Here is a 13328-nt window from a genome sequence, read left to right as displayed (position 1 = left end):
TCAGTCGGCCTTGCGGGTGCGCTTGGAAGCGGGCGCCGATTCCTCGGCCGTCGTGCTTTCGGCCTGCGGCTCGGCCGTGTCGGATGCGACGGGTTCGGCCTTATTCTCCGCTTCCGGCTCCATCTTGTTTTCAGCGGCCGTGTCCGCCTTTTCTTCAGCAGCCTTTTCGTCCTCGATTGCCTTGGCAATCTCTTCGGCCGTGCTACGCGAGGCGTATCCGCTCGGCGGATAGTTTGCCGCCCGATAGCCGGCCGCGACATACTCGGCCACGGTCGGCCCGTCCGTGCGCAGCGCTTCTCCTTCTGTGCCGCCTTGCACGATGGCCACGATCTGCCGGGCGATCAGGCTTTTGCGATCATCCGCATTGTCGATCTCGACTTCGTCGCCGACCATGCGGATACGGCCATCATAATAGGGCTGCGCAACGATCAGTTTGCTCATCGTCATATCTCCCGATGGAAAGGCGGCCGCCACCACGGCGGCCGCGCTGGTCATTCCGACCAATCAGGCCGACCGATCAGGTCAGGCCGGGAACTGGCCGCCAACGAAGGCGGAGGGGCGATAGACCGTGAGCGCCAGGCGCTCCTCGCCGCGCAGCGTCAACATGTTCTTGACGAAGTTGTCGCGGTCTTCAGACGAGATCTGGACGTTCGCTTCCTCGCGATCCCAGATCTGCGCGGCGCTGCGGAACGCGCCAACCATGAAGCTGCCGGGCGGCAGGGAGTCGCTCTCGACCACGCGCATGCCCCACAGCCGCGGGTCCGCGCCCGAGGTGATGGAGGAGAACAGGTAGTTCCCGCCGGCATCCTTGGCCATTTCGATCGCCGCCCAGTCCTGCGGGTTGAGCACCACAGAGTCCGCCGCCAGATAGGACTTGCGAACCTGAAGCTTGGCCCAGCGGATATGGTCGATCTTCGTCGGGTTGGAGGGAATGCCGGTCGCCGAATAGACAGTGCGCTGATTGTAGAGACCGTTCATATGCCCCGTGGTGCCGGCACCCAGAAGGATTTCGTCCTCCTCCGCCTGGTCCAGGCCAATGCGCAGCTGTGTGTCGATGTAGCTGCCGAGCATCGGCACATCGTCATAGACCTGCTTGGAAACCGGAATCCAGTGCGCGATGGTGACGACGGCGGCCTGCGCCTGCGTGAAGGTGAAGCTGCTTTCCGGCTTCAATACGCCTTCAGCGACGATCGCAGCATTGTTCACCAGCGGGCCAGCCTGCGCATATTCGATCAGCTGCGAAGTGGTAGTGCCAACCGGCAGAAGATCACGCACCATGAGGGGCCGATCGATGCGGGTGACCATCGGCGCCTGCGTAGCGGTGACCAGAGGGCTGCGCGCGGCGGGTGCCGTGGGTGTCATGATCGCCTTGACCGTCACGTTAACCGTGCCGGACTTCGAGCCGCTGCGCTGGATCGCCTTGAACTGATCGGTTTCGGACAGGCGTTCGCCGATGCTCTTGGTTTCCTGATGGTCGCGACCGAAGAGGCCGGCACGGTTGGCCTTGCGCTCGATCTCGTTGGCGCGATCCTCGCCCTTCTTGATCTCGGTCTGCAGATCCTTGATCCGGCTCTCGATATCGCTGGTGCTGGCCTTCTCGCCGATCAGCTTCTTGGCCTCGTCGATGGCCTTGGCCAGATCCTCGGTCTTCTTGTCGAGGTCGCCATAGGTGTTCTTGATCTCGGCCTTGATGGAGTCGACAAACTCCTGATGGTTCGGTTCTACCGACATGGAAATCATTCCTTCGCTGTGCGGATTGCGTGAAGAAGCGACTGCTTGAAGTCGCCGGATTGATCTCCGCCGGCATCCCGCTCGGCAGACATGGTTTTGAAGCCGCCAGCCAGAAGAGCCTTGGCGACGGATGCGGGCATCGGTGGCCGGTCTTCATCCCGAGAGACCAGCCATGCTTCCAATTCCCTAATGGTCATCTTGCGAAAATCTGCCTTTACGGCCGTCGTTCGCGCGGCGGCATCGGCCGGAAAGGTCACGATGCTGATTTCCTGCAGGTCGAGCTTCTTGAGCACCCGCACGCCATCGGCGCGCTCGGAGGCGCCACCCGGCGGGATGCGAAAGCCGATGGAAAGACCGTCAACGTGGCCGGCCTTCAGCGAGGCATAGACATCGTTGGCGATGCTGTGCCCGGGTGTCAGCACACCCTCGACGATCAGGCCGCGATCGTCTTCCGCCAGACCGGTCCACCGGCCAATGACACGACTTGGATCATGCTGGGACAGCATCGGCAGGCCACGCGCGCCGATGGCCTTGATGGTCGAGGCATAGGCGCCTTTCACGATCGTGTCGCGATAGCTGTCGATGCCGCCGAACACGCTGGCGTAGCCGCGCACGGTGCGATCGTCGGACGAGATATCCACCTCGTCGAGCGGCGTGAATTTGCGTTCCATCACTCGTCCTCTTGTGTGGTCCCGTCCGGCGCAGCGGGGTCGTCGGCATCGCTTGAAGCGCCGGTATCGTTCTGCGCGCCGCGAAACAGCTCGTCGCCGCCGTCGACCGGATCCATGTCTTCGAGTGCGCGAACCTCGTTCTGCGTCATCCAACCGGCCGCGCCGCCGGAGCCGAGCGCCTTGGCGTAATATTCCGCCTGGTCCTTGGCCGCGCCGCGCATCAGGCCCTTCACCTGGAAATGGGCGTAAACCGCTTCTTCACCGTCCAGAAGGTCGCGGTCGATCGCCTGCTCCCAGCGATCAAGCCATGGTCCGAGCGTATGGATGATGTGCGCCATGAACATCTGCTCGGCGCTGGCATAGGTCGCGGCCTTGTCCGACTGCATCATCATGATTGGCAGGACACGAAAGGCGCGGCCGATCTCCTCGACCTGCATCTTCCGGCTCTCCAGATGCTGCTGATCGACGGCCGTCATGGTCATCGACAGGAAATCCCAATTGGCATCCAGCACCGCCACGCCACCACCACCGCCGGGACCGAACTTCTTGCGCCACGCGTCCGAAATCTCGGTCTTCTTTTCGGGGTTCAGCTGGCCATCCTTCAGCTTCAGGATGCCCGAGGGGCGAGCGCCGTTGGATTGCAGCTCGGATTGCGAGCGCTCCAGCATCTGCGCCAGACCGATGGCACTGGCCGCCATCCTGACGATCGGCAGGGCTGTTACGCCGTCCATCGACGGGCCGCGCAACCGGAAAACCTCGTTGCGCTCGTAATCCGCTGACACGCCATCCACCGAAATGCGATAGCGCACGTCATGCCCGTCAAACAGGATCTGGACGGCAGAGGGATGGACCGGAATCAGCTCATCGATCTTGCCGCTGACACGGTGAATGATGGAGTACCCCTCCCCCAGAAGCACGGCATGGAGGGTCATCAGCTCACGCCATTCGAAGGAGGTCATCCAGGCGTTGGGCCGGCGATGAAGCACGGAATAGGCCGAGTGGTCTTTTGCCGGCGAACGGACAGTCCGTTTTCCTTCTTCGGTCTCCCGATAGACCTTCAACGGCACCTGCGCCACGCCCTCGGCGATCACGCGCACGGCACAGAGTACCGCAGAGAGTTGTAGCGCGGTGCGCTCATTGACCGGCAACCCGAACTTCCCCGGCGCGGCGCCGACATTGCGAATGAAGTTGTCGGCATGCGACCGCCCCTCCCCGAACCATGTCCAGGGAGCCCACCATGTGGCCATGAATGTCTCCTAGAGGACGAGAAGCTCGCCGGCTTCGAGGTAAGAGGAAGGCCGCGCTTCCGGATTGAGGAACATCAGCATAGCGGCGTTGAACATGGCCATGAGATTGTCGATCTTCGCGGCGCCGGAGACTTCCTTCGTCACCACGTAATTGCTGCCGCGCAGCGTCTGCTTTGCGTTGCCAACCGACCATGCCATGATTGACTGATCGCCATGCACGAAGCGCTGATCTTCGAGCTTGAGAGGCACCGACGAGATCGCGGTTTGCAGCTTCCAGCCCTGTAGAACGGCCTGCACCAGCGGTTCGACCAGCCCTTCGGCTTCCAAGGCATCGACCAGCAGCGCAACGCCAGCCGAGTCGAGACCGATCCCTGCGGCTTCCGGCAGCTTGCCCGCCTCAAAAACCCGCTTGCAGACAGCGGCCGCAGAGGCGGCTTGCTCCTCGCCGGATTTCGCAACGATCAGATCACCGGCCTCCTCAAACTCGCGCAGCTTCGACACGATGCTCTTGCGCCGCTCGAAGACGGTTTCGCGCGCCCATGCGATGGTCCAGCCGAGCCATCGGCGAGTGTGTTTTTCCCGGCCCATGACGAACAGGGCCGCCAAGTCGTCGGCGCCGCCCCAGTCGATGCCGATCGTGCAGACTTCGGAACGCGCAAGCAGCGTGTCGAGCCCTGTCAGTGTCGAGTCCGCGCAGGATTGCCAGTGGATCGCGCCGGACCATCCGTCGCCCCCGAGGCCAACACCGATCTCGATATTGAGGTGCTGGCTCGCCCAAACCTGTTCGGTTTCCTTGCTGACGCTCCCGTTGTTTTCGTAGTCCTCGACCAGCGCTTGCGGATCGATAGACCGGCCGAGGTTAGGAAGCAGGAGATCCCAGTTCGTCTGATCGCGCCAGTAATCCTGATCGCGCTGCTTTTCCTCCGGGAACTCATAAAGCACCGGCAACATGATCGGCGAGCCGCCGCCCTTACCGTCGCGGATCGCCCGTGCCTTCTTCAGTTCCGTTCGCCAGATCCCGGCCGGCACATCGTCCGACTGGGTGGTGATCATCAGCACCTGACCGCGCTGCTTGGTGATGCCACCGCCACGGATTTGCTGCATGACGCGCGTCGCCTTGGCGTTCTTCCCGATCTCGTGCAGCTCGTCGATGATCGTCAGCACCGGGATTTCCCCCGTCACGATCGAGGTATCGAACGTCTTCACATTCAGCTTCGTGCCGGTCTTCTCGCGCGTGATGCACTTGATGTGATCCTGCAGCTTGAAGATCTCGACCAGCTTGGGATCAAGGCGGATCATGCCTTGCGCCTGCTCGAAACAACGCTCCGAAATGTTCTGGCTTGGCGCCACGATCAGCATTTGCCGGTTCGGTGCCTCCTCCATGAACAGCGCCGTCAGGCCCAAAGCGGCGACATAGGTCGTCTTGGAATTCTTCTTCGGGACCATGCACAGCAGTTCCCAGACAAGGCGCCGCCGCGTGTCGGGATCTTCGCTTGCGAGGAAGGCGCAAAGGATATCCCTGAACCAATCTCCGCAGGCTTCCGACATCGGCGGGTTGCCGGGAACATCCGGCAACCGGAGCCGATTGAAGAACGCAAGCGCCTTACGGGCCTTCGCCTCATTGAGTGGAACGGCCGCCATCGGCGTTTCGCCGGCCTGGAGCTTCTCCCACCAGTCAGGACAGGCGAAGCGCGGCAGATCCTCAGTGTCGAGCATTCCGCGCCGCTTCCTGCTCCAGCTCGCTCGTCAGCTCCGCGTCGGCGTCCAACGCGCGTTGCGCCTCAAGCGCCTTCTTGCCAAGACGCGCCTCCTTCTCTGGCGCTGCGTCCTGCTTCCTGTCCTGTGCAAGCTCGCGCTCGATTTCCATGCGGTCGCTCTTCTCGACGAGCCGGCCGAATTCCTTCATGGCGCCGACGTTGCCAGCCTCTGCCGTGCGCCATGCCAATTCCAGCCGGCGCGCCTCCAGTCGGTCACGCATCGCGCCCCTCTGCTTCAGCTCGGAAAAATAATGCTTCCTCAAGGTCGGAAGCGTGATGGCGAGCGAGTTGGCAATGCGCTCATTGCTCCAGCCGAGGGCCAGTAACATGCTGACACGGTTACGGTTTTCGATGGTCGGCACATGTTCCGGCCTTCCGCGCTTGCCGCGACCAAGCGGGACAGGGTTGCCGAAGAGGTCAAAAATCACGTCCACGAGAAAAAAATCTCCAAATGGGGGGGACGCGGGTCCGGGAGGCGGAGGGGTTGGGGACTTTCGATACCCCCCCCCGGTCGGGTCCGTTAGGGGTCGCTAACGGGCGGTCGACCTACGGGGTCACCTCGCCCTCAGGGGGCAACTGGGCCTTGATGGCCGTCAGGGCGGCTTGCTTCTGGTTGATGTCGAGCGTGACCTTGCCAAGCTCGGTCTTGAGGTATTCGGCATGGTTGCTCAGCCGCTCGATCTCTGCGCCGAGGCTGCTGGCCGCATGGGCTAGGGTGGACTGATCAAGGTTCATGGGAAGCTTTCTCCATCTGTTGCTTGATGCGGTCGTGGTAGTCCTTCGACACGCACTGCAGATTGTCGGGGTTCCAGAACAGCGCCTCGTCGCCCCGATGCGGAACCACATGGTCAACCACCGGGCTATCAGGCGCAGGGTGCTTGCCGGCGCAGATCACGCCCGTCTGCCGGCATGTGTAGTTATCCCTGATCAGGATCTCTTGCCGCAGCCTTTCCCATCGCGCCGTCTTGTACCACTTGCGCCAGGTGACATTGCGGTCACGCTCGCGCAGGCGGGCTTGCTCGTCGCCAGGGGCGCGGCCAAGACGGGGCGGAGAGATGGAGAGGCGGGGCTTGATGGTCGTAAGACGTGCCATACCCTACATACGAGTAAGGCGGCCCATTGGCCGCCTTTTGTCGTTCTCTCATAGCTGTAGCACTGTCCCTGAGTCGATGCCTCCTGAGAGGCTTTCAGGGAAGGGTCCGCCCGGCTACCGACCTGAGAGAGGTTCTCTCTTTGCCTCGGTCCTGCCGAGGCATTCAGGGGTCAAAGCCCCAAGGGTGCACTGAGATCGCAGATCATCCGCAGCTATGAAGCTCACAGAACATCGAAACACGCAAGAGGCATATCCACAGGCGTCTCACGACCGAAAATGCCGATTATCGCCTGACCGTGGGGCGGCTTTCCATTGCGCATGATCATCAGCTCACCGGTAAAGCCAAGGAAGGGACCGCAGTTAATCCGGATCAACTGGCCGAGGCGGAAGGGGTAAGACCAGTCCGCCTTACGCTGGCGCTCTGCCTCTATGCGCTGGCTGATATCGGCGCTGAAATCCCTGACATTTTTATCAGGGATTCGGACCGGTCTTTCCAGCCCGCCGACAATACCGATAACATGCTTCTGGCGTCGCAAGGCCATGGCCGCAGCGGCGCTCCAGACGATCTTGACCAAGACATAACCAGGCATCCAAGGCCGGTCAGGAGTGCGCCATTTCCGCCCTCTGCGAATGACTTCCTCCCCTTCCTCGACGGGCACAACGGCTATGACGGCCGCATCCTGCAGAGACTTTTCCACAGCCAGCTCTCGCCGTTCCCAGACCTGCAATGCGTACCAGTGAGCGGATTCCGGATAATCCTCAACGATTCGGCGGCTGGCCATCGACAGATGGGAGACCGTGATTCGGTTTCGTTCGTCCGCCTCGGCCCGCAGGGACAGCGCCTGCGCCGCATCGAAATCACGCCTGATCTGCATCATCACCCGTCCGATCCCCGCTCAAGGCGCGTTCAAAGGCAGCAAGCGCCGCATCCACGTCCTGCATGCGCAGCCCTTCCAGCGGCGGGAAGTGGTGCCATTGGTGCGTGCCGAGATCCGGCCAGGGCCAGCCACGCGAACGAAAGGCAGCCTCCCACGTGGCGAGCGCGTCAGAGCCGGCCGGCACGGCCACGAAGCTGCGCGAAGCCTCAGCGATCCCCGCAGGCACCTTGACCGCCTTGGCGGCATAGAGGCCGTGCACGGCGGGCCAGCCATAAAGCGCGCGCCGGTCCTGCAGGATGCGCGCGGCAATCGGCCCACCCTTGGCAATCTCGACTTGCTGGAAGCGCGTGAGACGCGGCAAAGGCGCTTCGGGTTTAAGCAAGGTGGCGAGAACGGCCCCATACCATGCGCGGCTGAAACGCGAGTACAGGCAGGCCGGGGCTGCGTCGCGAAGGTCCTGTTCGGTCAGGCCTTCCCAGAGGCGTCGGCGAAGATAATCACCGAACGAGCCCGAGTTCTGGCCGAGAGCCTCCCGCTTGCGCAGGAAGGCGGAAACCCTGTCGAGAGCAAGCTTGCGATCGTCCTCGTCGAGCGCCAGAAACGCCCGCTCGACCTTCGTGGCGCTGTCGTCCTTGAAGGTCGGCCAATCCTTGTGAGCCTGCCGCATCTGGGGCATGAGGGCGCGGCGTGAAGGGGCTTCTGTGCTCATTCGGCAATCCCCCGCTGTGCGTGGAACTGCTGCAGTTTCATCCGCACGGCCCGCTTTTCGGCCTCGCTGTGCACCACGGCGGCAACCCGGTTCTGTTCGATCAGCTTGCGCCGGTAGTCGCGCGGCGATTCATAGCCCGGCTCGCCCGCCCTTGGCCGTTCGTCGCGCAGGGCTTCCGCCAGGAGCGGCAGGGAGGGCGGATAGACCAGCGATTGCCCCTTGACCGCGCCGTGCCGGAAGCGGTCGACAACGCGCGCCACGATCTCGACCGGGAAGCCGGAGGCAAGCTCAATCATCGAAACCATCAGCTCCTCGCTCACCGTCGAGGCCGCCGAGCCGTAGGCGTCCATCAACCGGCTGATTTCCTCTGCGGCTTCCAAGGTCATGCTCGATCTCCCGTGCGCTGCGAATGGCGGATTTCAGTTTCTGGTGAGCGGTTTCCGGCCTCTGGGGGGCGGAAGGCGATGCGCGGGAGGATGGCCGGTCCTTGACCCAGGACGGATCGAAGCCCTGCCAGCCATTGCCGATCATGACATCCGCGGCATGCCTCGGGTCCGGCATCTGCGCGAACTTCCGGGCCAGGAGACGGGCGGCATGTGGCGTCAGTGGACGGCGGATGGTGCGTCGATGCTCCATCACGGCCCGAGCGGTCTCGACATCGAGAACCGTCGTCAGCTCGGCAAGCGCGGATTTTGGCGAAGCGTCAGGATCATTTTCCCGACCCTGTTCGCGCGCATCCTGTTTTCTTGATGGATGATCTAATGGTTCTATTATGGTTCGGGTGTCACGGTGACACCCGTCTATGTCGCCATTGTCACCCGTCTCCCGCTCATTTGTCACCCGTACGGGTGACACGGTGACACCCGTGCCAGCCTGACACCCGTCGTCGATAGGATCGTTTTCCTGCATTCCGTCGATGATGCGGCCGAGAACGGACAGGTCGAAATCGTAGCGCGTGGCCTGTCCCGGCCGGCCATTTGCCCTGCTGACCTCGACTAGCAAGCCCTCGTCGACAAACTCTTTCAGGATGCGCTGCACGGTGCGTTCGGACAGTTCCGTTTCCGCGCTCAGGCGCCCCACGGTCGGCCAGATGCCGCGCCCCTCGTCATCGGCGAAATCCGCGAGACGAATGGCCAGAATCTTGCGGTTTGCCGTTCCGAGCCGCGCCTTGAACAGGCGTGCCATGATGGTGATGCTCACCGGCCCACCTCCTCAAATTTCCGCCCGCAAAATTCGGATATTTTTATCCGACTTCGCTTGACGTTCGGACAAAAATGTCCGATAGTGTCTTCATCGAAACGGAGACGGAGATGGACAAGAGAGACCGCTTCATCGCGGAGCTGAGACAGGAAGCGAAAATCCGGGGCGTTTTCTTCCGGGTATCGAAATCCAGAGGCAAAGGCGGGCATGCAACGGTCTGGTTCGCAGACCGCTTCACCACCCTCCCGAGCCGGGAAATCGACCCGAAGACCGCCGCGAAGATCCGAAAGGCGCTGGGGCTCACGTGAGCCCCAGCTTTCTGCTCTCTCCCTTCTGAAGCGACTGGCCCATCTGAAACCATGAGGAAGATGACCATGAAGACCTATGCTTACGCCGCCACCTTTGAGCCGACCGAGCGCGAGGGCGGCTTTACCGTCACCTTCGCCGATGTGCCCGAGGCCATCACCGAGGGCGAGGATATGGCCGATGCGCGCGCCATGGCCGAAGATGCGCTTGGCGTGGCGCTCCTGACCTATCTGGAGATGGGTCGCACCTTGCCCGTCCCCACGGCAACGGAGGGCGTGATGGTGGCGCCCGCGCCCGAGGTGGCCATGAAGATTGCGCTGATCGAAACCTTCCGCGCGGCGGGGATTTCGCGCAGCGAGCTGGCGCGCCGGATCGGAAAGGATGAGAAGGAAGCGCGCCGCCTGCTCGACCCTGACACGTCCACGAAGCTGCCGCTGATGGCCGCTGCTCTGGCCGCCATGGGACAAAGGCTGGTGATCGGCCTGGAGGCGGCGGAATAGCATTCCGCCGCTTGAGCTGGTGGACAGGCGCGGTTCGGCCTCGCCGACGCCAAGGAGATTTGCTCTCACAGCAGCGCTCCAAGAAGATCGAATTGGCCCGTTGAGTGCACATGCCTTGCCGGTGCGCTGGCCCGCGTCGCCTTTGCCGCAGCCTTTTCCGCGCAATACCTGTCCCATGCGGCGCGTGCAGGCGTCGGCCTGCCGTCCCGCGCGCAGGCTTCCAGCTCGGCCAAAGCGGCCTTGGCCGCGTTCTTCTGGCGTGGCAGCTCATAGGTCATCACGCACCACGTTTCGCCATAGAGAGGATGCGCAATCAGTGCGCCGCAGCTAAAGACGATCCGGCCCGGACCCGGCGAACGCTCTAGGGTCCGAAGATCCAAGCGCCGACCCTCGACGCCGAAGACGGTCGGCTGCAGATCGCCGAGCGCTGAGACGGTACGCGAATTGTCGCCGTGGTAAGGGCTGCGTGCGCACATGCGCAAAACTCGCGTATTCATGGCGCAGTCTCCCCCGCCTCAAATCCCCAAAGGTGCCAGCCGTCGCCCCGCCTGACATCGTCCAGCGCCAGGCTCTCGGCGCGCTGGAACAGCTCGATCTTCGGGAGGTCGGGAAACAGCCGGTCGATCATCCGCGCGATCGCTTCCGGCTTGCGCGAATGGCCCTGCCGGCGCTCGGCAAAGAGCGAGGCTGGTTGCGTGCCTTCGGTCAGGCCCGGAAAATTGCCGCGCTTGCCGATCAGCAGATGTTCGGTGCGGTCGCGCACCCATCGGCCCAGGCCGATCAGCTCCTTGTCCCACGTGATGGCCGAGACATAGGCAAAGCCCCAGGCGCGCAGAACGTCGATGCCATCCGCCAGACGCGAGGTCGTGACCCAGAGAAACAGCACGGCGTCCCGCGTGAAAGGCGAGGCCTCGCCGGCACACAAGCCCTTGATGGCGTCGAGCGGCATGGGCGGATAGGGTAAGCCCCGATCCTGCCCCGTCTCGTCGCTCCACGCCTGCTGTTCCCAGGGCGGATCGGCATAGCCGACCGGAAAGGCCGCGCGCGGCAGATGGCCGGCGCGGATCTCGCCCTTCTCGGCAATGGCGCGGATCAGGCCTTTCTTGATGGTGCGCGATGTGGCCATTTCGGCTGTGCGGATCGCCTTGGCGACCGCTTTCACCTCGCGCACATTCGCCTTTTCCGGCAGGTACATGGTGCGGATCGGCTGCACGGCCGGCTTGCGCACGCCATTGCGGCCGACGACGGTTTTCGACTGGGGAATTTCCCCAGTGCTCTCCATCTCCTTGCGGATAGCGCCGACCGTCTTGTGATCCACGCCTACCTTTTCGGCGATGGCGCGCGCCGAACTCTCCGGCTTCGCCCGCAGCTCGGCGGCCGCGATGGCCCGGCGCTGCGCAAGCGAGAGGTGACGCCGCAGCAGGTTGATCGACAGGGCAAAGTCCCGCTTGGCCTCCTCGCTCAATCCCTTGCGCACGAAGCGCGGCCAGTCGTTCAGACCCAGCTCGCGGCAGATCGCCACGCGGTGGTGCCCGTCCAGAATGTTGCCGGCCTCGTCATAATCGACCGGGGATTTCACGCCATGGGCGGCAATATCGGCTTTCAGCGCCGCGTAGTCCTGATCCGAAAGCGGCGGCATCACCTGATAAGGTCCATCCGCGCCCGGCCGGGCGGCCGGCGCCTCTGCCACCCGCTCGGTGCCGGTGACGGTCGGATACCAGACCCCGCCGCGCTTGGGGTCGCGCGCCAGCAGGCCCTGCATATTCAGCGCCGTGGCCGCCTTCCGCGCGCCGCTGTCCCCGCCATCATCGAAAAAGCCCTGTTCGACTGCCGTCGACAGGGCCGCGAGCTGCCGTTCGCCGAGCGCCGTCATGCCTCGCCCCCGTCGCTCTCGATCATGCCCAGCGCCGCAAGATAGCTGTCGAGAACGGCTTCTTGCTCGGCGCGCGCGCTGGCATCCTGTTTCCGGATAGCGATCACCTTGCGCAGGATCCTCGTGTCAAATCCCGTGGCCTTGGCCTCGCCATAGACATCCTTGATGTCGTCGGCGATCGTCTTCTTGTCTTCCTCCAGCCGCTCGATCCGCTCGATGAAGCTGCGCAGATGGTCGTTCGCCACCTGCACCCCCTCGGATTTCACGGCCGACTTGATGGCGCGGCGCTCGTCGGCGGCTTCCGGGTCCGGCGGCGAGAAGGCGCGCGGCGTATAGTGGTCGTATTCGCTCACAGCGAGGCCCTCCGGTAATCGCTCCAGCCATCGAGAATCCGCTCGATCGTCGCCTCCGGCACGCCGAGCGCCTTGGCGAGCGCGGGCACATCCCAGCCCTCGCGCGCGCGCAAAAGCAGCGTCGCGCCAAGGATGGCGTCGAGATCGGAGTCGAGAACCGGCATGCTCTTTTCCCGCGCGCAGGCAGCGGCAAAGCCGGCGTCGAACAGCTGGCCGGCCCATTGCGTGCGGCTCAAGCCCCGCGCGCGGCCCTGCCGATCCAGCGTCGGCAGGGCCTGTTCAGGCACATAGATGGTCATCGCCACCAGCGGGCGGGCGGGTTTGCGGGGTGAGGCCATTAATGCACCTCGTGGGATTGGCGAGTGCGCAGATGGCGCATGGCCGCATGAAGCGCGACAAGCATCTGCTGGTCCGGAAGGCCGCGGCGCAGCCCGAGCAACGTGGCCAGCGTCACGGCTAGGTTGAACGCCTCTCTGTCATCGGGCGAGAGGGCGGATAGGCGTTCGATAGCGCGCTGAATTTCGAGGGCGCTGGTGTCGCTCATCCCGCACCCCCGATCATCAGCGCGTCGAGGCGGGCCAGTTCCTGCTTCGCGGCGACGATCCGGGCGCGCACGGCCTGGCGCTCGCGCGCGTCCACGTGGCCATCCTCGATCGCGCGCGCCACCTCGCGCACGACATCGTCAAGCACGCCATCCAGCCGCAGGATGGCAAGCGCCGTCACCTCGCCAAAGCCGGGCACAGGCTGGTCGCCGACAAGCCGCGACATCGCCGTGAGCAGGAACGGATGATGGGTGCGGCGGTCCATCTCAACCGCCAGATCCAGCCGGATGAAGCTGTCAGCCCATTCCGGCGCGGTCGAAGCATATTTCGTCAGGGTCGACGAGCCGACGCGCAGCGCGTCCGACGCCCGGCGGACGCCTCCGAGCGCCTCGATACCGGCTGCCGTGGCCGCCTTGATGGTTTGAGCATGATGGTCGGAAATAGCGCGCACGAAGAGAGCCCCGAAAA

20 protein-coding genes are annotated in these 13328 nt (G+C 63.7%); 2 read left to right on the top strand and 18 right to left on the bottom strand.

What is annotated here, in order from left to right:
- The 12 genes from BJF92_RS05130 to BJF92_RS25940 form a co-directional block, all read right to left on the bottom strand.
- A complete protein-coding gene (locus tag BJF92_RS05130) occupies positions 1-477 on the bottom strand; it encodes a hypothetical protein (RefSeq protein WP_143523902.1) in 477 nt (158 codons plus the stop codon).
- 45 nt (positions 478-522) lie between these two features.
- Positions 523-1731, bottom strand: a complete 1209-nt coding sequence (locus tag BJF92_RS05125; RefSeq protein WP_158032190.1) for a phage major capsid protein — start codon at positions 1729-1731, stop codon at positions 523-525.
- Positions 1732-1736: 5 nt separating this feature from the next.
- Positions 1737-2402, bottom strand: coding sequence for an HK97 family phage prohead protease (locus BJF92_RS05120; protein ID WP_075633680.1), 666 nt, complete (start codon positions 2400-2402; stop codon positions 1737-1739).
- A complete protein-coding gene (locus tag BJF92_RS05115) occupies positions 2402-3649 on the bottom strand; it encodes a phage portal protein (protein WP_075633679.1) in 1248 nt (415 codons plus the stop codon). The genes BJF92_RS05120 and BJF92_RS05115 overlap by 1 nt, the downstream gene beginning before the upstream one ends.
- 9 nt (positions 3650-3658) lie before the next feature.
- Entirely contained in the window at positions 3659-5365 is a 1707-nt protein-coding gene (locus BJF92_RS05110; protein WP_075633678.1) for a terminase large subunit domain-containing protein, read from the bottom strand.
- Positions 5352-5840: a hypothetical protein gene (locus BJF92_RS05105; RefSeq protein ID WP_075633677.1), complete on the bottom strand. Its 489-nt coding sequence runs from the start codon at positions 5838-5840 to the stop codon at positions 5352-5354. The genes BJF92_RS05110 and BJF92_RS05105 overlap by 14 nt, the downstream gene beginning before the upstream one ends.
- Before the next feature lie 112 nt (positions 5841-5952).
- Positions 5953-6141 carry a hypothetical protein gene (locus tag BJF92_RS05100; RefSeq protein WP_075633676.1) on the bottom strand — a complete coding sequence of 63 codons (189 nt, stop codon included), beginning with the start codon at positions 6139-6141 and terminating at the stop codon, positions 5953-5955.
- The gene (locus BJF92_RS05095) at positions 6131-6499 is read right to left on the bottom strand and encodes an HNH endonuclease (protein ID WP_075633675.1); all 369 of its coding nucleotides are present in this window, start codon (positions 6497-6499) and stop codon (positions 6131-6133) included. The genes BJF92_RS05100 and BJF92_RS05095 overlap by 11 nt, the downstream gene beginning before the upstream one ends.
- A gap of 221 nt (positions 6500-6720) precedes the next feature.
- Positions 6721-7377, bottom strand: a complete 657-nt coding sequence (gene nusG, locus BJF92_RS05090; RefSeq protein ID WP_075633674.1) for a transcription termination/antitermination protein NusG — start codon at positions 7375-7377, stop codon at positions 6721-6723.
- Positions 7358-8086 carry a hypothetical protein gene (locus tag BJF92_RS05085; RefSeq protein WP_143523901.1) on the bottom strand — a complete coding sequence of 243 codons (729 nt, stop codon included), beginning with the start codon at positions 8084-8086 and terminating at the stop codon, positions 7358-7360. The genes nusG and BJF92_RS05085 overlap by 20 nt, the downstream gene beginning before the upstream one ends.
- Complete coding sequence (locus BJF92_RS05080; RefSeq protein ID WP_143523900.1) at positions 8083-8382, bottom strand: hypothetical protein; 300 nt, start codon at positions 8380-8382, stop codon at positions 8083-8085. The genes BJF92_RS05085 and BJF92_RS05080 overlap by 4 nt, the downstream gene beginning before the upstream one ends.
- The gene (locus tag BJF92_RS25940; RefSeq protein ID WP_075633671.1) at positions 8375-9286 is read right to left on the bottom strand and encodes a helix-turn-helix domain-containing protein; all 912 of its coding nucleotides are present in this window, start codon (positions 9284-9286) and stop codon (positions 8375-8377) included. The genes BJF92_RS05080 and BJF92_RS25940 overlap by 8 nt, the downstream gene beginning before the upstream one ends.
- A 110-nt stretch (positions 9287-9396) precedes the next feature.
- Here BJF92_RS25940 and BJF92_RS05070 point away from each other — a divergent pair, with 110 nt between their 5' ends.
- Both BJF92_RS05070 and BJF92_RS05065 read left to right on the top strand, forming a co-directional pair.
- Positions 9397-9594, top strand: coding sequence for a hypothetical protein (locus BJF92_RS05070; protein WP_075633945.1), 198 nt, complete (start codon positions 9397-9399; stop codon positions 9592-9594).
- Positions 9595-9660: 66 nt separating this feature from the next.
- A complete protein-coding gene (locus tag BJF92_RS05065; RefSeq protein WP_075633670.1) occupies positions 9661-10092 on the top strand; it encodes a type II toxin-antitoxin system HicB family antitoxin in 432 nt (143 codons plus the stop codon).
- Positions 10093-10157: 65 nt separating this feature from the next.
- Here the strand turns inward: BJF92_RS05065 and BJF92_RS05060 are convergent, their stop codons facing one another.
- The 6 genes from BJF92_RS05060 to BJF92_RS05035 form a co-directional block, all read right to left on the bottom strand.
- Positions 10158-10589, bottom strand: a complete 432-nt coding sequence (locus BJF92_RS05060) for a hypothetical protein (protein WP_143523899.1) — start codon at positions 10587-10589, stop codon at positions 10158-10160.
- Positions 10586-11965, bottom strand: coding sequence for an MT-A70 family methyltransferase (locus BJF92_RS05055; protein ID WP_078057844.1), 1380 nt, complete (start codon positions 11963-11965; stop codon positions 10586-10588). Before BJF92_RS05055 ends, BJF92_RS05060 begins: the two co-directional genes overlap by 4 nt.
- Positions 11962-12216 (bottom strand): DUF2312 domain-containing protein, encoded by a 255-nt coding sequence (locus BJF92_RS24985; protein ID WP_143523942.1) that lies wholly within the window; start codon positions 12214-12216, stop codon positions 11962-11964. Before BJF92_RS24985 ends, BJF92_RS05055 begins: the two co-directional genes overlap by 4 nt.
- 98 nt (positions 12217-12314) lie before the next feature.
- Positions 12315-12656 carry a helix-turn-helix domain-containing protein gene (locus BJF92_RS24980; protein ID WP_075633668.1) on the bottom strand — a complete coding sequence of 114 codons (342 nt, stop codon included), beginning with the start codon at positions 12654-12656 and terminating at the stop codon, positions 12315-12317.
- A complete protein-coding gene (locus BJF92_RS05040; protein ID WP_075633667.1) occupies positions 12656-12862 on the bottom strand; it encodes a hypothetical protein in 207 nt (68 codons plus the stop codon). Before BJF92_RS05040 ends, BJF92_RS24980 begins: the two co-directional genes overlap by 1 nt.
- On the bottom strand, positions 12859-13311 hold the full coding sequence (locus tag BJF92_RS05035; RefSeq protein WP_075633666.1) for a hypothetical protein: 453 nt from the start codon (positions 13309-13311) through the stop codon (positions 12859-12861). The genes BJF92_RS05040 and BJF92_RS05035 overlap by 4 nt, the downstream gene beginning before the upstream one ends.
- Between the last annotated feature and the right edge of the window lie 17 nt (positions 13312-13328).

Source organism: Xaviernesmea rhizosphaerae (assembly GCF_001938945.1).
GTDB classification, from domain to species: domain Bacteria; phylum Pseudomonadota; class Alphaproteobacteria; order Rhizobiales; family Rhizobiaceae; genus Xaviernesmea; species Xaviernesmea rhizosphaerae.
Note: the sequence above shows the minus strand (reverse complement) of the source record. Positions and strands in the feature narration are given on the sequence as shown.